This is a genomic window from Bradyrhizobium sp., assembly GCF_035273305.1.
Lineage (GTDB): Bacteria > Pseudomonadota > Alphaproteobacteria > Rhizobiales > Xanthobacteraceae > Bradyrhizobium.
This window is the reverse complement of the sequence record NZ_DATEPI010000100.1, coordinates 1-18522: the sequence shown is the minus strand read 5'-3', so window position 1 is coordinate 18522 and position 18522 is coordinate 1. Positions and strand designations below refer to the sequence as shown.

The following is an 18522-nucleotide window of genomic DNA, read 5'->3' as shown; positions in this document are numbered from 1 at the left end:
GACCGTGATCTGAACGTGGTCGATGTGATTGCGGTTCCAGATCGGCTCGAACATGCCGTTGGCGAAACGCAGCACCAGAATGTTCTGAACGGTTTCCTTGCCGAGGTAATGATCGATCCGGTAGATCTGATGTTCATCGAGGATTTTCAGCAGCTCGCCATTGAGCGCCTTGGCGGAGGCGAGGTCCGTACCAAACGGCTTTTCAACGACAAGCCGCCTCCAGGCGCCGTTTGCCTCCTTCAGCATGCCGGTGCGGCCAAGCTCGCGACTGATTGGCGCGAACGCGACCGGCGGCGTCGCCAAGTAGAACAGCCGGTTGCCTCCGGTTGATCGGCTGGTTTCAAGTTGCTCGAGCTGGTCTCGCATAGCATCAAACGAGGCTGGATTTTTCGGATCGGCTTCAATACTGGTGACGCATTCCAGCAGGCGTTTGGCAATTTTATCCTCGACCGGGCGAGTTGCGAATTCGCGCAGCCCCTTCATCAGGCTGTCGCGCAGGTCACCGTTCGACATGCCCTTGCGGGCGATGCCGACGACGCAGAACCGATCCGGCAATAGCCCGCTCGCTTCCAGATTGTACAGTGAAGGTATCACTAGGCGGTGCGTCAGGTCGCCCGTGACGCCGAAGATCACGAAGCTGCACGGATCCGGCCTTTTCTGATTCGATATCCGATTGGGAGGGGAATCTGTCACGAACGGCTTGCCTTTGGCTTGACGATTTCGGGCGCGCTTTGACGGGCCGGATCGGGATGCTCCTGCGGTTCCTTGTGGCCGCCGAAACCCTCGCGCATCGCTGAGAGAATTTTCTCGGCGAACGTATGTTCCTTGCGCGAACGAAATCGGGCGAACAGCGCCGCTGTCAGTACTTCCGCCGGCACCGCCTCTTCGATTGCGGCGTTGATGGTCCAGCGGCCTTCACCGGAGTCTTCGACATACCCGGAGTAATTATCGAGCGTGTCATTTTTGGCGAGCGCGGACGCCGTCAGATCAAGCAACCACGAGGGGATCACGCTTCCGCGACGCCACACCTCGGCAATGTCGGCGACGTCGAGATCGAAACGATGCTCGGCCGGCAGCGCGTCGATATTGGCATTCTTCAGGATATCGAATCCTTCCGCATAGGCCTGCATCAGGCCGTACTCGATGCCGTTGTGAACCATCTTTACGAAATGGCCGGCGCCCACGGGGCCCGCATGCAAATATCCCTGCTCGATGCGAGGATCGCGTCCTTCGCGACCGGCAGTGCGCGAGATATCGCCAATGCCGGGCGCGAGGGCGGCAAAAATAGGGTTGAGGCGATCGACCACGGCAGTGTCACCGCCGATCATCATGCAATAGCCACGCTCGATGCCCCAGACACCGCCGGAAGTGCCGACGTCGACGTAATCGATCCCGCGCTCCTTTAGCGCCTTGCCCCGTCGGACGTCGTCCTGCCAAAACGTATTGCCGCCATCGATAATGATGTCGCCGCGCTCCATCAGTTTCGAGAGAGCCTCAATCGTCGCTTCCGTGATCTTACCGGCCGGCAGCATGATCCAGGCGGCTCGTGGCTTCTCCAGCTTTCGAACGAACTCCTCCAGGCTACCCGCTCCAGCCGCGCCTTCCGCAGCGATGGTGGTGACGGCTTTGGCATCCTTGTCGTAAACCACGGTAGTGTGTCCGTGCTTCATCAGGCGGCGGACGATGTTGCCGCCCATCCGCCCCAAGCCGATCATGCCGAGCTGCATCTTGTTATCCTCGGATCAATGCGTCCGTGATCGCGGTATCGAGCAATTTCAATCCCGCTTCGAGATCGCCCTTCAGGTGCACGCGTAATGCACGCCGCCCACGCTCGGTCAGCACGTCGAAATCGCCGCGGGCCTGGGCCGCCTTTATTACGCCGAAACTGGCGTTTTGGCCGGGCACCGCGAGGTCGATGGCGTCATCTGCCGTGATCTGCAGAAACACACCGCTGTCGGGGCCACCCTTGTAGGCCTGTCCGGTGGAATGCAGAAACCGCGGCCCGAATTCGGCGCAGGTGGCAACGTGCCGCTTATCGCGAATGTCCAGGCGCATCCGTTGCAAGGCCTCGATATGCCTCGCATCGCGTTCGAGGTAGGCCAGCAACGCCACATAATCGTCCGCTTGAACACGGGACAGATGCGCCTTCAGCCACGAGCCAAGATCGCCATCGGCGCCCGCCTTGCGCAAGGCCGCGACATTGGTGTCGTCGGTATAGAGGTCAGCCTGTGCGGTTGACATCACCGGCTTTTCCGGCGGCAGCGCGCCTGATTTTTCGAATGCCGCGGTGAGCTCGCGAGTCTTGATCTTGGCATCCTCCACATCCGGCTGATTGAACGGATTGATGCCGAGGATGGCGCCAGCCACGGCGGTCGCCATCTCAAAGCGAAAGAACTCCTGGCCGATATGGTCGATCGATTTCATGACAATGCGAACCACGGGATGACCGGCCTTTTCCAACGCTGTCAGCTTTTCGTCATGCACGGCGTCGTGTTCGCCTTCAGTCCTGACGTCGATGAAGAACCTATCGTGACCGTACACACTGGGCTCGCCAACGGGCTCGCCGTCGACTGGGATCAGGCCTTTGCCTTCCTTGCCCGTGGACTCCGCGATCAGTTGCTCGACCCATGCGCCGAAATCACCGATTTTACGGGATGAAAGGATGGTCACCTTGTCGCGTCCGGTCAGCCCGGCCAGCCCCATAGCGAGGCCGAGTTGCACGCCGGGATTTTCGTGCGGTGGCACGTCAGGTCCGCAGGAGCGTACCATTGAAAGCGCGTGCGCGATCAGGGTGCGGACATCGATCCCTGCCGTCGCGGCGGGCACGAGGCCGAACGGCGACAGCACGGAGTAGCGTCCGCCGATGCTCGGGTCGCCGTGGAAGACACGGGCGAAGCCCTGCTTGATCGCAACCTTTTCCAGCGATGAGCCAGGATCGGTCACCGCGATGAAGCGATGCCCGGCCTTGTCGGCGCCGATAGCCTCGGACACGCGTGCGAAAAAATAGTCCTTCATCACGTTCGGTTCAGTGGTGCCGCCGGACTTACTGGAGACAATGAACAGCGTGTTGGCGATATTGACCGAGGCTTGCAGCTTGCGGATCTGGGCCGGATCGGTTGAGTCGAGCACGTGAAGCTTCGGAAATCCGGCTTTCTTCGGAAATGTTTGCGCCAGGACTTCGGGCCCGAGGCTGGACCCACCCATGCCGAGCACGACGGCGTCGGTGAAATTTTGCCCCTTCACCCGCTGCGCATAATCTTCATAGTCGCTGATATTGGCTGATGCTGGACCGTTCAGCCAGCCAAGCCATTTGTTTTCGTCGGTACCGGTCCATATCGATTTATCATGCTGCCACAGCCGACGAATGTTCGCTGAAGCGCGCCACTCTTCGGCTGTCTTCTCGACAGTCTTGGCAATATCGCCGTCGAGCGCCATCGCCTGGCTGTCCAATCCGGTGCTGAGAACCGTCGCTCGCTTGTGTGCGACTGCGCCATACAGCTTGTCGGCCGCGTCCGCGAACAGCTTGACGCCGTCCTTCACCAATTTTGCCGTAATTGCGTCAAGCGAGATGCCCGACTTCTCAAGCTCAGCCAGGACGCGCTTTGCCTCGTCGAGATTTTCCTCGAGGCTGTCGCGCAGTCTGCCGTGGTCGCGGAACGCATCGACTGTTGCCGGCGGCATGGTGTTGATGGTGTTGGGCCCAATCAGTTCCTCGACGTAGAGCACGTCGCTGTAGTCCTTGTTTTTTGTGCCGGTCGAGGCCCACAGCAGTCGCTGCGGCCTGGCACCTTTGGCCTTGAGCTTCTCCCACCGCGCGCTGGAAAACAGCCGCTTGTAATCCTGGTAGGCGAGTTTCGCGTTGGCGATCGCGACCTTGCCCTTGAGCGTTGCGAGCCGCTGCTTTTCAGTGGGATCGTTGGCGCGCGCGATCTTCTCATCGAGTTGCTTGTCAACCGCGGTGTCGATCCGACTGACGAAGAAGCTCGCAACACTGGCAACGTGCTTGGGATCGCCGCCGCCTTTGACGTATTTTTCAAGGCCCGCAAGATAGGCCTCGACGACCTGCAGATAAACCTTCTGCGAGAACAGTAGCGTGATGTTGATGCTGATACCTTTGGCGGTCAACTGCTCGATCGCAGGCAGTCCTTCCGCCGTCGCCGGCACCTTGACCATCAGGTTCCGGCGTTTGACTTCCTTCCAAAGCCGCTCGGCTTCCGCAATTGTGGCTTTGGTATCCATCGCAAGATACGGCGATACTTCCAGGCTTACGAATCCATCTTCTCCATGGAGATGATCGTAAACGGGGCGCAACACGTCGGCCGCGTGCTGGATATCCTCGATGGCGAGATGCTCGAATAGCTCGGCAACCGGTTGATCGCTTTTCTTCAGGGCCCTTCCGATAGCGCTGTCATATTCATCCGAGCTGCCGATCGCCTTCTCGAATATCGATGGGTTTGAGGTGACGCCTTTGAGGCCATCGTTGTCGATCAGCTTTTTAAGCTCACCTTTGGCGATGAAGCCGCGGGCCAAAAAATCCAGCCAGACCGACTGGCCATGGTTCTCGAGTGCTTTGACGAGGTTCATGATGCCCTGGTTCTGTTCGAGCGGGTCCCTTCTCGGGTTCGCGCACCTTCTGGCGGGAGACCGAACGTTGTCAACAAGCCTCTGGAGGGCGCCGACCAAGGGAATATGCGTATCGCATTGGATAACGCTATTCACAACATATCGATCCCCGCGGAAACGGCCGGGGTCGGCAAATCAGGGGACGGATATCGCGAACGCGTGACCGCGCACAGGCAGGCACGCAGGGCAGGTGGGCGCCGAACCTGTATCAGAGGAAGGCGAAGGGATCGGTCGACTAGTGTCTAGCGCAGGCTCGCGTTGATCTTATCAAGCGCGGCTGAGCCCGGGCAAAGCTCGGTGCTTTGAAGCGTATTGAGCGGCTTCTCGACGGTGTTCAGGTGCGCATGCAAGTCGTCTGCATCGGGATCGATGTAGAGCAGCCCGGTGACGATTTGCCCCTTGGCGGCATGCTTTTGCAGGAACGTCATCGCCGCGAGGCGATCATGCGCGTCATAATCCGCATCGATCTTGCGCAGCGCAAGCCGGGTGCCATCGTGCTGTTCGACCACCTGCACCGTGCCCGGCGCATAATCGACGGTGATCGGGTCACGGCCGGTGAGCACGTCAAGCCGATTCACCGCATCATTGTGCTCGCGTACGTAATCGAAGCTCTTGGTCGAGCCCGCGTGATTATTGAAGGCAATGCACGGGCTGATCACGTCGATGAAAGCCGCGCCCTTGTGCTCGATCGCTGCCGAGATCAGTGGAACGAGCTGCGATTTGTCGCCCGAAAAGCTCCGCGCGACGAAGGTGGCGCCGAGCTGCAGCGAGATCGCAACCAGATCGATGGCATTGTCCGGGTTCATCACGCCTTTCTTGGACTTGGAACCGCGATCGGCGGTGGCGGAGAACTGGCCTTTGGTCAGCCCGTAGACGCCGTTATTCTCCACGATGTAGGTCATGTTGACGCCACGTCGGATTGAATGCGCGAATTGGCCGAATCCGATCGACGCCGAATCGCCATCGCCGGACACGCCGAGATAAATCAGGTCACGGTTGGCGAGGTTGGCGCCGGTCAGCACCGATGGCATGCGGCCGTGCACCGAATTGAAACCGTGCGAATTGCCAAGAAAATAATCCGGGGTCTTCGACGAGCAGCCGATGCCGGAGATCTTGGCCACGCGATGCGGCTCGATCGAAAGCTCATAGCAGGCCTCGATAATCGAGGCCGTGATCGAATCGTGGCCGCAACCGGCGCACAAGGTGGAAATCTTGCCTTCGTAATCCCGATGGGTGTAACCGAGATCGTTCTTCGGCAGGCTCGGATGATGGAATTTCGGTTTGGCGATGTAAGTCATGACGCGACCTTGCGGAGCGGGGTCAATTTGAGCTGGTCCTGGTGATCGCCGATGGCGCCGGCGATGTAGCGCGCGGTGATCGGCGTGCCATCATAATGCAGGATCGGAACCAGCCGGACGGGATCGATCCCGTTCTCGTTCACGATAAGCGAGCGAAGCTGTGCATCACGATTCTGCTCGACCACATAGACGAAGTCGTGGTCGGCGATGAAGCTCGCGACACTCGAGTGGAATGGGAAAGCGCGGATGCGCAGTCGATCGAGTTCATGACCGCGCGCCTGCAGCAGTTCGATAGCCTCGTCCATGGCTGGCGCGGTTGAGCCGAAATAGATCACGCCGTATTTGGTCGGCTTGCTGGCGTTGGCCTGCAGCGGTCGCGGCACCATGTCCTGGGCGGTCTCGAATTTCCGTATCAGGCGCTGCATGTTATCGGCGTATACCGAGCCTTCCTCGGAGTAGCGCGCGTAGCGGTCGCGGGATGTGCCGCGGGTGAAGAATGATCCCTTGGTCGGGTGAGTTCCCGGGTAGGTGCGGTAGGGGATGCCGTCGCCGTCAACGTCGAGATAGCGGCCGAACTCTCGTCCTTCCTCCAGCATCTCTGTCGTCATCACCTTGCCGCGATCATATTGCCTCGCGTCATCCCATTTCAGCGGGCGGCTCAGACGATGGTTCATGCCGATATCGAGGTCGAGCATGACGAAGATCGTGGTCTGTAGCCGTTCGGCGAGATCGAAAGCGGTTGCCGCGAATTCAAAGGCTTCAGCGGGGTCTTCCGGAAACAGCAGCACATGCTTGGTGTCGCCATGCGAGGCATAGGCGCAGATCAGGATGTCGCACTGCTGGGTTCGCGTCGGCATGCCGGTCGATGGGCCAGCGCGTTGCACGTTCATGATCACCGCCGGGATCTCGGCGAAATACGACAGCCCGATGAATTCCTGCATCAGCGAAATCCCGGGACCCGAGGTGGCGGTGAAGGCACGCGCGCCGTTCCAGGATGCGCCGATCACGATGCCGATGGAAGCAAGTTCGTCCTCACCTTGCACGATGGCGTATTTGGCCTTGCCCGTTTCAGGGTCGTGCCGCAGCTTCTTGCAATGGCTGCCGAACGCGTCGGCTAGCGAGGAGGACGGCGTGATCGGATACCAGGCGCAGACCGTGGCGCCGCCATAAACCGCGCCAAGCGCTGCCGCGCTGTTGCCTTCGATGAAAATGCGATCGCCGACTTTATCGGCCTTCTTGACGCGCAGTCCGAGCGGGCATTTCAGGTTCTGCAACGCCCAATCGCGGCCGAGGTGCAGCGCGTGAACGTTGGACGACAGCAGCTTCTCTTTGCCCTTGTACTGTTCGCCAATCAATTGCTCGATCAGCTTCGGGTCCATATCGAGTAGGGCGCATAGCGCACCGAGATAGATGATGTTCTTGAAGAGCTGCCGTTGGCGTGGGTCCGTATAAGTCGAGTTGGTGATGGCCGTCAGCGGCACGCCGATCACGTTGATGTCGGTCCGGAATTTCGACGAGGGCATCGGCTTGGTGGAATCGTAGAACAAGTATCCACCCGGTTCGATCGAGGCGAGGTCCTTGTCCCAGGTCTGTGGATTCATCGCCACCATCAGGTCCACGCCGCCGCGCGCGCCTAGATGACCTGCTTCCGTCACTCGTACCTCATACCAGGTCGGCAGCCCCTGGATGTTGGATGGAAAGATATTGCGTGGTGACACCGGCACCCCATGCCGCAGGATCGACCGGGCGAACAATTCGTTGGCGCTCGCCGAGCCCGAGCCGTTGACGTTGGCGAAGCGAACGACGAAGTCGTTTACGCTGCTGATCGGCTTTTGGACGGGCATGATGTACCTGCGTGAGTCATATCGATGAGGTATTTCTGCATATCCCACGCGCCCGTGGGACAGCGCTCGGCACATAGGCCGCAATGCAAGCAGACGTCTTCGTCCTTCACCATCACGCGCCCGGTCTTGAGGCCATCAGCGACGTAGAGGTCCTGGTCCGGATGCAAGGACGGCGCCTTCAGCCGCGCCCGCAAGTCGGCCTCGTCGCCGTTTTCCGTAAACGTGATGCAGTCCATCGGGCAGATGTCGACGCAGGCGTCGCATTCGATGCACAACGGCGCGCTGAAGACCGTCTGGATATCGCAGTTCAGGCAACGCCGCGCTTCGCCAAGCGCGAGCTTCACGTCATAGCCGAGTTCGACTTCGGCGCGGATGTCCTTTAGCGCGATCACCTTGTCGCGGTGTGGCACCTTGTAGCGCTTGTCGGCGGAGATATCGTTATCGTAGCTCCACTCATGGATGCCCATCTTTTGCGAGGAGACTTCCACCTGCGGGAGCGGACGGTCGGTGATATCTTCACCGGACAGCAGCTTGTGGATCGACAGTGCCGCGTCGTGGCCATGCGCCACTGCCCAGATGATGTTTTTCGGGCCAAATGCCGCGTCGCCACCGAAGAATACTTTGGGATTAGTCGAGCCCATCGTTTTCGTGTCGACCTTGGGCATGTCCCACTTGTTGAACTCGACGCCACAGTCGCGCTCGATCCAGGGAAACGCGTTTTCCTGGCCGACGGCCACAAGTACATCGTCGCAGGCGATTGTCTGGTCCGGGTCGCCTGAAGGGATCAAGCTGCGCCGGCCGTCTGCATCGTACTGCGCCTTTACCTTCTGGAAGGTGACACCGGTCAGCTTGCCGTTATCGTGAACGAACGCGGTCGGCACCATGAAATTGAGGATCGGAATGTCCTCGTGAATGGCGTCTTCTTTTTCCCATGGTGACGCCTTCATCTCCTCGAAGCCGGAACGGACGATCACCTTGACGTCCTCGCCGCCGAGACGACGCGCGGTGCGACAGCAATCCATCGCGGTATTTCCGCCACCGAGTACAATCACGCGTTTACCGATCTTGTCGGTGTGGCCGAACGATACGCTGGAGAGCCAATCGATTCCGATATGGATATTGGCGGCGGCCTCCTTGCGGCCTGGAATGTCGAGCTCGCGGCCGCGCGGCGCGCCGGACCCGACAAAGATGGCATCGTAGTTTTCCCCGAGCAGCTTTTTCAGGCTATCGATGCGCTGGCCGCCCCTGAACTCGATGCCGAGATTGAGGATGTAATCGGTTTCCTCATCGATCACCGAATTCGGCAACCTGAATTTCGGAATTTGCGTACGCATCATTCCGCCCGCCTTGGGATCGGAATCGAATACGGTGCAGTGATAGCCAAGCGGGGCGAGGTCGCGTGCCACCGTGAGGGAGGCTGGACCGCCGCCGACGATGGCGATGCGCTTGCCGTTTTTTGCTGATGGGCGCGGCATGCGGTGCTTGACGTCATCTTTGAAGTCGGCGGCAACGCGTTTCAGTCGGCAAATCGCCACTGGCGTTTCCTCAACGCGACCGCGTCGGCATGCCGGCTCGCAGGGACGATCGCAGGTGCGCCCGAGAATTCCCGGAAACACGTTCGATCTCCAATTGATCATGTAGGCGTCGCTGTAGCGGCCTTCAGCAATCAAGCGAATGTATTCTGGAACAGGCGTATGCGCGGGACAGGCCCATTGGCAGTCGACAACTTTATGGAAGTAATCGGGCGCCTCGATATCAGTCGGTTTCATTCCTACCTTTGTCCGCGCGGCATGCTGATGCGCGCGGCCTTTGTTTTATAAACGCACGTTACGGCGTTCTTGTTTCCATATCACAGGCTCGGTGAATCCAGCCATTCAATATGATCGGCACAGTTGTGAAAAGCCATTTTTGCTTATCAACATTCGGTAACGTCTGACCGCTTGACGTTAACCTCTTCACGTCCATGTGGCACTGCAGCATTGCCGCGAACGGGCATTTCCATCGATGTGGGAGCCGCGAATGTTGCTTCGCGCCATCCAGATCGCGGCATCCTGTCGCCACAAGTGTTCCCGTTGTGAAATTCGGCTCGGCGAAGCGCGTTCCCGATCACGGCCGGCGAGCGGCACAGGAGGAACCTCAGGCGGTGATCCCGGAAGCCAGATCGACGATTGCCTTTATCACCGCATCCTTGACGCCAGGATCGTACAGCGAGTGGCCGGCACCCTCGACGAAACGAATCTCGGACCCGGGCCACACTGCGTTGAGTGCGTGGGCGGTAGCCGGCGGGCAGAGCAGGTCATAACGACCTTGCACGATGAGGCCGCGAATTCCCGCAAGCTTTCCGGCCTCCGTGAGAAGCTGATCAGGTTTCAAAAAACAGTCATGTTGGAAATAATGCGCTTCCATGAATGGCGTGGCGGGCAGGGCGCGTGATGGCTTCGCCGATAAAAGATCGAGCCGGACCCGGCTCGGTGCGTGCTCAGAAAGTATCCGTTCGGTATCATGCCAGCCGCGCGCCGCCGCCGCATGTATGTTTGGATCGGGATCAAGAATTCGGCGCCAGTAGGCGTCCAGCGGCTGGTCACGGTCCTCCGGGGGCAACAGCTTGATAAAATCCTCATTGAGATCGGGATAGAAACGCGACAACACGTCGACAAAGGCGCCATTCAGCTCCTGTCGCGTGCCGAGGAAGGTCGCGCGCAACACGATGCCCGAGACCCGCTCGGCGTGCGCCTGCGCGTAGGCCAACGCCAGCGTCGCTCCCCACGAGCCGCCGACGATGATCCACCGCGCGATCCCGAAGTGCTCGCGGATTTTCTCCATGTCTGCGATTAGGTGCGCGAGCGTATTGTTTTCGCGGCTGGCCTTGGGACGGCTTCGGCCGGCGCCGCGCTGATCGAACAAGATGGCGCGGAAACGTTCAGGATCGAATAACCGACGGTGATCGGGCTGGCAGCCGCTGCCGGGCCCGCCGTGCAAATAGACCGCGGGAATGCCGTCGGCGCGACCGACGCTTTCGACGTAAATTTCGTGATTGTCGCCGACCGGCAGCAGTTCCGAGGTGAGTGGCGCGAATGGATCGGAACGTTGGGGACTGGTTTTTCCCGCGTCGGCGTCAGGCGCCATAGTCGCCGCCCGTCTCCAGCGTACCCCCGGCGAAATTGCGATAGAGGAAACGGTTGTTGTCGCCGGCGGATTCCTGTTCCGCCAGTTTGAAAATCCTCTCGTGCATCGGCGAAAGTGTGCAAGCCGGGTCGGTATTGCCGGCATCACCGGTCAAAGCAAAAGCCTGGCAACGGCAACCACCGTAATCGATTTCCCTGAACTCGCAGCTTTTGCATGGCTCCGGCATCCACCCGGTGCCCCGGTAACGATTGAATGCCTCTGAATTCTGCCAGATCCACGCGATCGAATGATTTGATCGTACCGACAGGAATTCGAGGCCGGTGATGCTTTCGGCCGCGTGACAAGGCAGGATCTTGCCGGCGGGTGAAATATTGAAAAACTGGCGGCCCCATCCACCCATGCACTTCTTCGGCCGTAGCGCGTAGTAATCCGGCACGACATAGTCGATCGCGAGCGTACCCTTCAGGCGTGCCTGCGCTTCCTCGACGATCCGGCTCGTCTCCTCGATCTGCTCCAATGTAGGCATTAGCGCCGCGCGATTCTTCAGTGCCCAGCCGTAATATTGCACGTTGGCGACTTCGAGCCGGTCGGCATCGAGATCAATCGCCATCTGGATGATGTCGGGCAATTGAAAAAGATTCTGCCGATGCATGACGGCGTTCACGGTCAGCGGAAGGTCCAGCTCGCGCGTCCACTTCGCTACTTCGATCTTCTTATGATGCGCGTTCTTGAAGCCGGCGACCCGATCGGCAAGCACGGGCTCATTCCCCTGGAAGCTGATCTGCACATGACACAGCCCGGCATCGGCGAGGGCCGACAGTTTTTCTCGGGTCAGCAATACCGCGGAAGTAATCAGATTGGAGTACAGGCCGACATCGGTCGCGTGCTGTACAAGTTCGACCAGATCCTTTCGCGCGCTCGGTTCGCCTCCAGAGAAATGGATTTGCAGCACGCCAATTTCGGCCAATTCGGAAAGTACCTTCTTCCACTCTTCCGTCGAGAGCTCGCTGCCGCCGCGCTCCAGTTCGACCGGATTTGAGCAATATGGACACTGCAGAGGGCAGCGATGCGTCAGCTCCGCCAGCACGGCGAGGGGAATCCCGAACGTCTCGGCCACCGACCCGCGTTGCTCCAGCACCGCCAGCCCATCAGGGTGGTTTGTAGGCGCAAAGCTGTGATTGGCATCGGTGATTGTCGGGCTCATCACGACGTCCTCTCGCGCGCTTCGGTGAGGAATCCCTTGTCGGCCAAATCCTGCAGCATCGCGATCACATCAGCGGAAATAGCACCGCGCTCGGCTGCGTACTTGGCGGCGAGCTGATCGATGATGCCCTCGACATTACGAAGCCCATCGCAGAGCTGCAGTACCTCCACCGCGATTTCATCCGGAGCCAGGACGCGCTCCGGAGCCAGAATGACCCACACCTGCCGGGTCTCATCGAATTTCAGCTTGGCATGGCGCGGCAGCACCGGCCGGCTGGTCTCGCTGACACTGACGTTGCGGCTTCTGCCCGCCATCGCTTCGTCCGTAATCCGTTGCTATTTGTCTCGAGGCACAAACGCGCCCGGCGGCACATGGCCCTCGACATAGGCATGATACAGCGCATCGAGCTGGACCCATAGTACATTGGTCTTGAAAAGCAGCGCGTTGCAGACCGCTTCCCGTTCCGCGGACGTCTTGGCGTTGGCCTTGACATATTCAAGCGCGAAGTTGGCATCCCGCGGAGCTTGGGTCAGGCGACGGCTGAAATAGCTCATGATATCGGGATTGACGAAGTCATAATGCGCGAGCATTCCCGAGATACGTTCTTCGTGAAGGTTGGGCGCGAACAGTTCCGTCAGTGAGGAGGCGATGGCCTCAAGCGGGCTTCTGTCGCGCACGAAATGTACATACGCTTCGACCGCAAAACGCGTCGCAGGCAGAATGCCCTCGGTGGATTCCACATAGGCGCTGTCAAGCCCGAGACCTTCGGTGAGCTTCAGCCAGCGTTCGATGCCGCCTTCGCTGCCCATGTCGCCGTCATGATCTTCGATTCGGTGGCGCCATTCCTGGCGGATGGCCCGGTCCCGGAAACGCGAGATCACGACCGCGTCCTTGATCGGTATCGTGCTTTGATAAAAGTAGCGGTTCAACGCCCACGCCTGGACTTGTCCCTTGTTCAGCTTGCCGCCGTGCAGCAGCCGATGGAACGGATGCAGGTTGTGGTAGCGCACCGCGCCGATATGGCGCAGCGCCGCTTCCAGTTCCTCGGCGTTTCGCAAAGGCGCGCTGTTGCCGCGCGAAAAGGCGGTCATTCCATCATGGGGAAGTACTTCCGCGGTCATCGCTTTCAAAGCGTGATCTCCGTTCCGTCGGCGGCGATTTGCCATCCTGCGCGCTCGGCTATTTCGCGCTCTTCTGAATCATGCAACAGCGCCGGGTTGGAATTGTTGATATGCAAAAAAATCTTCCGGCCGATGTCCAGGCCGGCAAGGGTTGCGATCGCCCCGGCATCGCCTGACATCGCGATATGCCCCATGCCTTGGCCGGTCTTGCTGCCAAGCCCAGCCGCAATCAGTTCGTCGTCGCGCCACACCGTGCCATCGAAAAAGACTAGGGGCGCGCCCGCAAGCCGGGCCTTCACATCCTCGGTGACGGCGGCGCAGGCAGCAACAAAGTAGAAATAGTTCCCGCTTGCCTTATCCACAATGCGCAGTCCGAGCGTGTCGCCCGCGCCGTCGCGCCCGGAGGGATGACTCTTACCCTCGAGATACCATGCGCCCTTGCCGGGCACTTCGAACGGCACGATCTCGATCCCGGAGGGTGAACCGTTCGGCAGCAAGGGCTCGAATGCTTTATCCAACTCAATTGCTCGGCGAGCCACGTTCTTTTCGTTCAGAACATTGAAGATGCTATTGTCTTTCAAGATCGAAAGCACTCTTTCGTGCGCATAGATCGTGAACGGCCAGCCTTCCCGCATCGATAGCAGTCCGGCGACAGCGTCAATTTCGCCATTGGTTAGGATCACGCCGGATATCGGACTGTGACGCAGCTTGCCCGGTTTTGGATGTAGCTGCGGTGTCGCGATCAACTGCTGGCGTAAATCCGGGGATGCATTGATCAGAAACCAATGTTCGCCATCAGCTGTAATCGCGATCGATGCCTGGGTGCTTTGAATCTCCGGGCGTCCGTTGCGTGCTGCCCGGCAGTTCGGGCACCCACAATTCCACTGCGGAACGCCACCACCTGCCGCGGCGCCGAGGACGACGACGCGAAGCATGACCCGTCTCCTGGCATTCAAAATATCGGTACGGAAAAGATTCGAAGGTGGACACCGGTTCGGACACGCCCCCGCGATCAGGAACGTGTCACGCCCGAAGGTCCACCTTACGTGAAGATGTGTAGCTAGTTACGACCGCTTACTTGCGGGCGGCGCAGGCGTACATGTTGATTTCCATGCCGACCGGCACTTCTACGATCTTCGGGGTCTTCCAGGCCATTTTGGCTCTCCTTGGTTGCGAAATCGGACGAACTCCGCCCTGGCTCTTAAACTAGTCTCGAATAAAAAGTTCGCCAGCGAAATCTTTTGCTGAAAAGTCGCAGGATTTTTTGCTGCAACGCGAAAGGAATTGGCCCGATTCAGCCGTCAGCTCAAACCGAAGCCGGATCAACGGCTTCCGAGTACCCCTCGACTAAGCCGCTCGCGATGCCCGCGCGGTCGTCCGGCGAACCACGGATAAAGAACTTGTGAGTGGACAGCGACCTCGACTGGAGGCCTCAACGCGGAAACTGGATGTCGCCCATGCCGCGTTATTTCTTCAACACCCGTGTCGCAGACGAGCTGATCTCCGATCCCGACGGCGAAGAGCTGCGCGATCCCGATCGTGCCTGGGAAATTGCGCGCGCGATGATACGGGAATTGTTGAAAACGGAAGGCGCCAGCGCCCTGTTGAATGCCGTCATAGAAGTGACCGACGACACGGGCGAGATCGTGCTGGAGTTTCCATTTTCGGAAGCACTGCTGGACTTCTCGGACAAGCCGCTTACGAAGCACTAACCGCTGCGGCTGAGATCGTCGATCTTTCCAATCTCTCACACGCCCGCACTGACCGATCATATGCGTTGACGCCGTTCTGCCGGATGGCGCTTGCGTGTGCTCAGCGCTACAAGACCATTAAAGGAGTTTGCCATGCAAGATTTCTGGCGCCTTTCAGGCGCTGACGTTGCCGCGTTGATACGGTCGAAAAAGATTTCAGCGAAAGATGCGGCGTCGGCGGCACTGGCGCGGCTTGACGCGGTCAACCCGGCTATCAATGCGGTGGTCGATCATCGCCCGGAGGACGTGCTGGCGCAGGCTCGCATGGTCGATGCGGCGATCGCCCGAAATGAAGAGGTCGGGCCACTTGCTGGGGTGCCGATCACCGTCAAAGTGAATATTGACCAGGAGGGATTCGCGACCACCAACGGGCTCAAACTGCAGCGCGACGTGATTGCGCGCAGCAACAGTCCGGTCATTGATAGTTTGCGTAAAGCAGGCGCGGTAATTCTTGGCCGCACCAATTGTCCGGCGTTTTCGTATCGGTGGTTCACCACGAACTTAATCCACGGCGACACCAAAAATCCACGCGACCCGACTATCACGCCAGGCGGCTCGTCGGGTGGCGCGGGGGCGGCGGTAGCGGCGGGTATCGGGCATATCGCACATGGTACCGATATTGCCGGATCGATCCGCTATCCGGCCTATGCTTGCGGGCTTCATGGCCTACGGCCTACCGTCGGTCGTGTCGCTGCATTCAATGCATCCCTTCCCGAACGGACAATTGGCGCGCAAATCTCGGCGGTATCCGGTCCGCTTGCACGCACCATTGGCGATCTCAGGATTGCGCTGAAGGCGATGTCCGGCAAAGACCTGCGCGATCCCTGGTGGGTACCGGCGCCGCTGGAAGGACCCGCGGCGCCCAAGCGCGCGGCGTTGTGCTTGCAGCCGGACGGACTTGAAACGACGCCGGAGGTAAAGGCGGCGGTTGCCGATGCGGGTAAGCGTTTGCAGCGCGCCGGGTGGACGGTGGAGGAGGTGGATACCCCACCGCTGCGCGAAGCTGCCGATCTTCAAACCAAGTTGTGGCTCGGTGACAGCTATGAAGCCCAACTCGCCGCGGCCGAGCGTGAAGGTGATCCGGGCGCGCTTGCCTGTCTGCGCGGCAATCGCTCCAAGGTTTTTCCGTTTGACGCTGCCGCATTCTCCAAAGCATTGACCCGGCGTGCGACCCTGATCAGGGGATGGCTGCACTTTCTAGAGAATTATTCGGTGCTGCTGATGCCCGTTTCCGGCGAACTGCCGTTTCCGGACGGGCTCGACATGCGCGACGAGAAATCATTCGTGCGGGTATGGCAAGCGCAACTTCCGCAAATAGCTATTCCCTTTCTGGGGCTGCCCGCGCTAACGGTTTCCACGGGGTTGGTGGGCCGAATTCCCGTCGGTGTTCAGGTCGTCTCCGGCCGTTTCCGCGAGGATCTCTGTATGCTGGCCGGGGAGGCGATCGAAGCCGCCGGAACGCCATCGGCGCCGATCGATCCCGTCGCTTGAACAAAGGCCCGCAGGCTCGAACGTCATGACCAGTATTTCCGATTTCACCGCAACGACACTGGCCGGGGAGGAGCTTCCGCTGAAAACGTTCGAAGGTCAGGTCCTCCTGATCGTCAACACCGCCAGTGCCTGCGGGTTCACCCCGCAATATCGTGGGCTTCAGGCGCTGCAAAAGGAACTAGGGCCGCGCGGCTTTTCGGTGCTGGGATTTCCCTGCAACCAGTTCGGCAACCAGGAACCTGGAGACGCCAGGCAGATCGAGCGGTTCTGCGAGACTAATTATCGGATCACCTTTCCGATGTTCGCCAAGATCGAAGTCAATGGCGGCAACGCGCATCCGCTCTACCGATATTTGAAGCAGGCGAAATCCGGGCTATTGGGGTCGTCGATCAAATGGAATTTCACTAAATTCCTGGTCGATCGTTCGGGTAACGTGGTGGCGCGTCATGCGCCAACTTCACCGCCCGAGCGATTGAGAAAGGAAATAGAGGCCCTGCTGTGAGCGAAGAAAATCAAACCACCGCTGAGCAACTGCCAGATCGACTGTCGACCGATCCAAAAAGCCCGTACTACAACGAGCAAGTGCTGGCGCGCGACGTCGGCATTCGTTTCAAAGGCGTGGAGAAAACCAACGTCGAGGAGTACTGCGTCAGCGAAGGCTGGGTGCGTGTGATCGCCGGCAACGCCAAAGATCGTTATGGCAATCCACTGACCATCAAGGTCCACGGCGCGGTCGAGCCGTATTTCCGGGATAAGGCAACGTCCTGAATTATCTGATCCGTCCTGCTGATGCGATAACACCAAAGCAATTCAGGCATTGGTTACTTCGCCGCGCGATTTGACGCTGAGCCAGCATATGCCTCAAGCGCATGCCGAAAGCTAAAATTGATGTCCGTTCGCATTGTTGATGTCCGTGAAGTTACGAAGCCGATCTCCTCGCCGATCCGCAACGCCTATATCGATTTCACCAAGATGACGACGAGCCTGGTTGCTGTCGTGACCGATGTGATTCGCGACGGCAAAGCCGTGGTCGGTTACGGCTTCAATTCCAATGGCCGCTATGGACAGGGAGGTTTGATCAGGGAGCGTTTCGCGCCGCGACTGATCGAGGCAGACCCGAAGAAATTGCTCGATGATACCGGCGACAATCTCGACCCCGATAAAATCTGGGCGACGCTGATGTCGAACGAGAAGCCGGGCGGGCATGGCGAGCGGTCGGTGGCCGTCGGCACGATCGACATGGCGGTGTGGGATGCGGTCGCGAAGATCGCCGGCAGGCCGCTGTTCCGCCTGCTGGCGGAGCGCCACGGCGTCACCGCCGATCCGCGTGTCTTCGTCTACGCCGCCGGCGGCTACTACTACCCCGGCAAGGGGCTCGACGCGCTGTGCGCCGAGCTGCGCGGCTACGTCGACCGCGGCTACACCGTGGTGAAGATGAAGATCGGCGGCGAGAGCATCGCGGACGACCGCCGCCGCATCGAGGCCGTGCTGGCGGAGATCGGGCCGCACGCGCGCCTCGCCGTGGATGCGAACGGCCGCTTCGACCTCGAGACGGCGATCGTCTATGCCAGGATGCTGCGGGAGTACGATCTGTTCTGGTACGAGGAAGCCGGCGACCCGCTCGATTACCAGCTCCAAGCGGCGCTGGCGGAGTTCTATCCTGGGCCGATGGCGACCGGCGAGAACCTGTTCAGCCACCAGGATGCGCAGAATTTGATCCGCTATGGCGGCATGCGGCCCGATCGTGATTGGCTGCAATTCGACTGCGCGCTGTCCTATGGTCTTTGCGAGTATCAGCGCACGCTCGCCGTGCTCAACACCCACGGCTGGTCGGCGAGCCGCTGCATCCCGCATGGCGGCCACCAGATGTCGCTGAACATCGCGGCCGGCCTTGGGCTGGGCGGCAATGAGAGCTATCCGGACCTGTTCCAGCCCTATGGCGGCTTCCCCGACGGCGTGCGCGTCGATAACGGCCACATTGTCATGCCAGAGTTGCCCGGCATCGGGTTCGAGGGAAAGAGCGATCTCTATAAGGAGATGAAGGCACTGGCAGCGTAGCAAACC

Annotated in this window: 16 protein-coding genes and 1 pseudogene; 5 read left to right on the top strand and 12 right to left on the bottom strand. The window is 59.7% G+C overall.

The window, feature by feature from the left end:
* The 12 genes and pseudogenes from VJV58_RS06385 to pqqA form a co-directional block, all read right to left on the bottom strand.
* Positions 1–669: pseudogene (locus VJV58_RS06385) on the bottom strand (glucose-6-phosphate dehydrogenase); the annotation flags it as partial.
* 20 nt (positions 670–689) lie between these two features.
* Positions 690–1727, bottom strand: coding sequence for a phosphogluconate dehydrogenase (NAD(+)-dependent, decarboxylating) (gene gnd, locus VJV58_RS06380; RefSeq protein ID WP_324136491.1), 1038 nt, complete (start codon positions 1725–1727; stop codon positions 690–692).
* Between the two features lie 4 nt (positions 1728–1731).
* Positions 1732–4584: a bifunctional transaldolase/phosoglucose isomerase gene (locus VJV58_RS06375; RefSeq protein WP_324136490.1), complete on the bottom strand. Its 2853-nt coding sequence runs from the start codon at positions 4582–4584 to the stop codon at positions 1732–1734.
* 281 nt (positions 4585–4865) lie between these two features.
* Positions 4866–5921: a 2-oxoacid:ferredoxin oxidoreductase subunit beta gene (locus VJV58_RS06370; protein ID WP_324136489.1), complete on the bottom strand. Its 1056-nt coding sequence runs from the start codon at positions 5919–5921 to the stop codon at positions 4866–4868.
* Positions 5918–7765 (bottom strand): 2-oxoacid:acceptor oxidoreductase subunit alpha, encoded by a 1848-nt coding sequence (locus VJV58_RS06365; RefSeq protein WP_324136488.1) that lies wholly within the window; start codon positions 7763–7765, stop codon positions 5918–5920. Before VJV58_RS06365 ends, VJV58_RS06370 begins: the two co-directional genes overlap by 4 nt.
* A complete protein-coding gene (locus tag VJV58_RS06360; RefSeq protein WP_324136487.1) occupies positions 7735–9534 on the bottom strand; it encodes an FAD-dependent oxidoreductase in 1800 nt (599 codons plus the stop codon). The genes VJV58_RS06365 and VJV58_RS06360 overlap by 31 nt, the downstream gene beginning before the upstream one ends.
* A gap of 367 nt (positions 9535–9901) precedes the next feature.
* Positions 9902–10891 carry a prolyl aminopeptidase gene (gene pip / locus VJV58_RS06355; RefSeq protein WP_324136486.1) on the bottom strand — a complete coding sequence of 330 codons (990 nt, stop codon included), beginning with the start codon at positions 10889–10891 and terminating at the stop codon, positions 9902–9904.
* The gene (pqqE, locus tag VJV58_RS06350; RefSeq protein ID WP_324136485.1) at positions 10881–12095 is read right to left on the bottom strand and encodes a pyrroloquinoline quinone biosynthesis protein PqqE; all 1215 of its coding nucleotides are present in this window, start codon (positions 12093–12095) and stop codon (positions 10881–10883) included. The genes pip and pqqE overlap by 11 nt, the downstream gene beginning before the upstream one ends.
* A complete protein-coding gene (gene pqqD, locus VJV58_RS06345; RefSeq protein WP_324136484.1) occupies positions 12095–12409 on the bottom strand; it encodes a pyrroloquinoline quinone biosynthesis peptide chaperone PqqD in 315 nt (104 codons plus the stop codon). The genes pqqE and pqqD overlap by 1 nt, the downstream gene beginning before the upstream one ends.
* Before the next feature lie 21 nt (positions 12410–12430).
* Positions 12431–13216, bottom strand: a complete 786-nt coding sequence (gene pqqC, locus VJV58_RS06340; RefSeq protein WP_414641423.1) for a pyrroloquinoline-quinone synthase PqqC — start codon at positions 13214–13216, stop codon at positions 12431–12433.
* A 5-nt stretch (positions 13217–13221) separates the two neighbouring features.
* The gene (gene pqqB / locus VJV58_RS06335) at positions 13222–14151 is read right to left on the bottom strand and encodes a pyrroloquinoline quinone biosynthesis protein PqqB (RefSeq protein WP_324136483.1); all 930 of its coding nucleotides are present in this window, start codon (positions 14149–14151) and stop codon (positions 13222–13224) included.
* 139 nt (positions 14152–14290) lie between these two features.
* Entirely contained in the window at positions 14291–14371 is an 81-nt protein-coding gene (pqqA, locus tag VJV58_RS06330) for a pyrroloquinoline quinone precursor peptide PqqA (RefSeq protein WP_009031067.1), read from the bottom strand.
* 302 nt (positions 14372–14673) lie between these two features.
* Between pqqA and VJV58_RS06325 the strand changes: the two genes are divergently transcribed.
* The 5 genes from VJV58_RS06325 to VJV58_RS06305 all read left to right on the top strand — a co-directional run bounded on the left by VJV58_RS06325 (position 14674) and on the right by VJV58_RS06305 (position 18516).
* Positions 14674–14928: a DUF6894 family protein gene (locus tag VJV58_RS06325; protein ID WP_324136482.1), complete on the top strand. Its 255-nt coding sequence runs from the start codon at positions 14674–14676 to the stop codon at positions 14926–14928.
* A 132-nt stretch (positions 14929–15060) separates the two neighbouring features.
* A complete protein-coding gene (locus VJV58_RS06320; RefSeq protein ID WP_324136481.1) occupies positions 15061–16458 on the top strand; it encodes an amidase family protein in 1398 nt (465 codons plus the stop codon).
* 25 nt (positions 16459–16483) lie between these two features.
* Positions 16484–16960, top strand: a complete 477-nt coding sequence (locus VJV58_RS06315) for a glutathione peroxidase (protein ID WP_324136480.1) — start codon at positions 16484–16486, stop codon at positions 16958–16960.
* A complete protein-coding gene (locus tag VJV58_RS06310) occupies positions 16957–17226 on the top strand; it encodes a DUF3297 family protein (RefSeq protein WP_324136479.1) in 270 nt (89 codons plus the stop codon). The genes VJV58_RS06315 and VJV58_RS06310 overlap by 4 nt, the downstream gene beginning before the upstream one ends.
* A gap of 120 nt (positions 17227–17346) precedes the next feature.
* The gene (locus VJV58_RS06305) at positions 17347–18516 is read left to right on the top strand and encodes a mandelate racemase/muconate lactonizing enzyme family protein (protein ID WP_324136492.1); all 1170 of its coding nucleotides are present in this window, start codon (positions 17347–17349) and stop codon (positions 18514–18516) included.
* Positions 18517–18522: the final 6 nt, after the last annotated feature.

Bases quoted from the DNA above. Each gene is read 5' to 3' on its own strand.
- gnd (WP_324136491.1), bottom strand. From the start codon at position 1,727: ATGCAGCTCGGCATGATCGGCTTGGGGCGGATGGGCGGCAACATCGTC.
- VJV58_RS06375 (WP_324136490.1), bottom strand. From the start codon at position 4,584: ATGAACCTCGTCAAAGCACTCGAGAACCATGGCCAGTCGGTCTGGCTG.
- VJV58_RS06370 (WP_324136489.1), bottom strand. From the start codon at position 5,921: ATGACTTACATCGCCAAACCGAAATTCCATCATCCGAGCCTGCCGAAG.
- VJV58_RS06365 (WP_324136488.1), bottom strand. From the start codon at position 7,765: ATGCCCGTCCAAAAGCCGATCAGCAGCGTAAACGACTTCGTCGTTCGC.
- VJV58_RS06360 (WP_324136487.1), bottom strand. From the start codon at position 9,534: ATGAAACCGACTGATATCGAGGCGCCCGATTACTTCCATAAAGTTGTC.
- pip (WP_324136486.1), bottom strand. From the start codon at position 10,891: ATGGCGCCTGACGCCGACGCGGGAAAAACCAGTCCCCAACGTTCCGAT.
- pqqE (WP_324136485.1), bottom strand. From the start codon at position 12,095: ATGAGCCCGACAATCACCGATGCCAATCACAGCTTTGCGCCTACAAAC.
- pqqD (WP_324136484.1), bottom strand. From the start codon at position 12,409: ATGGCGGGCAGAAGCCGCAACGTCAGTGTCAGCGAGACCAGCCGGCCG.
- pqqC (WP_414641423.1), bottom strand. From the start codon at position 13,216: ATGACCGCGGAAGTACTTCCCCATGATGGAATGACCGCCTTTTCGCGC.
- pqqB (WP_324136483.1), bottom strand. From the start codon at position 14,151: ATGCTTCGCGTCGTCGTCCTCGGCGCCGCGGCAGGTGGTGGCGTTCCG.
- pqqA (WP_009031067.1), bottom strand. From the start codon at position 14,371: ATGGCCTGGAAGACCCCGAAGATCGTAGAAGTGCCGGTCGGCATGGAA.
- VJV58_RS06325 (WP_324136482.1), top strand. From the start codon at position 14,674: ATGCCGCGTTATTTCTTCAACACCCGTGTCGCAGACGAGCTGATCTCC.
- VJV58_RS06320 (WP_324136481.1), top strand. From the start codon at position 15,061: ATGCAAGATTTCTGGCGCCTTTCAGGCGCTGACGTTGCCGCGTTGATA.
- VJV58_RS06315 (WP_324136480.1), top strand. From the start codon at position 16,484: ATGACCAGTATTTCCGATTTCACCGCAACGACACTGGCCGGGGAGGAG.
- VJV58_RS06305 (WP_324136492.1), top strand. From the start codon at position 17,347: ATGTCCGTTCGCATTGTTGATGTCCGTGAAGTTACGAAGCCGATCTCC.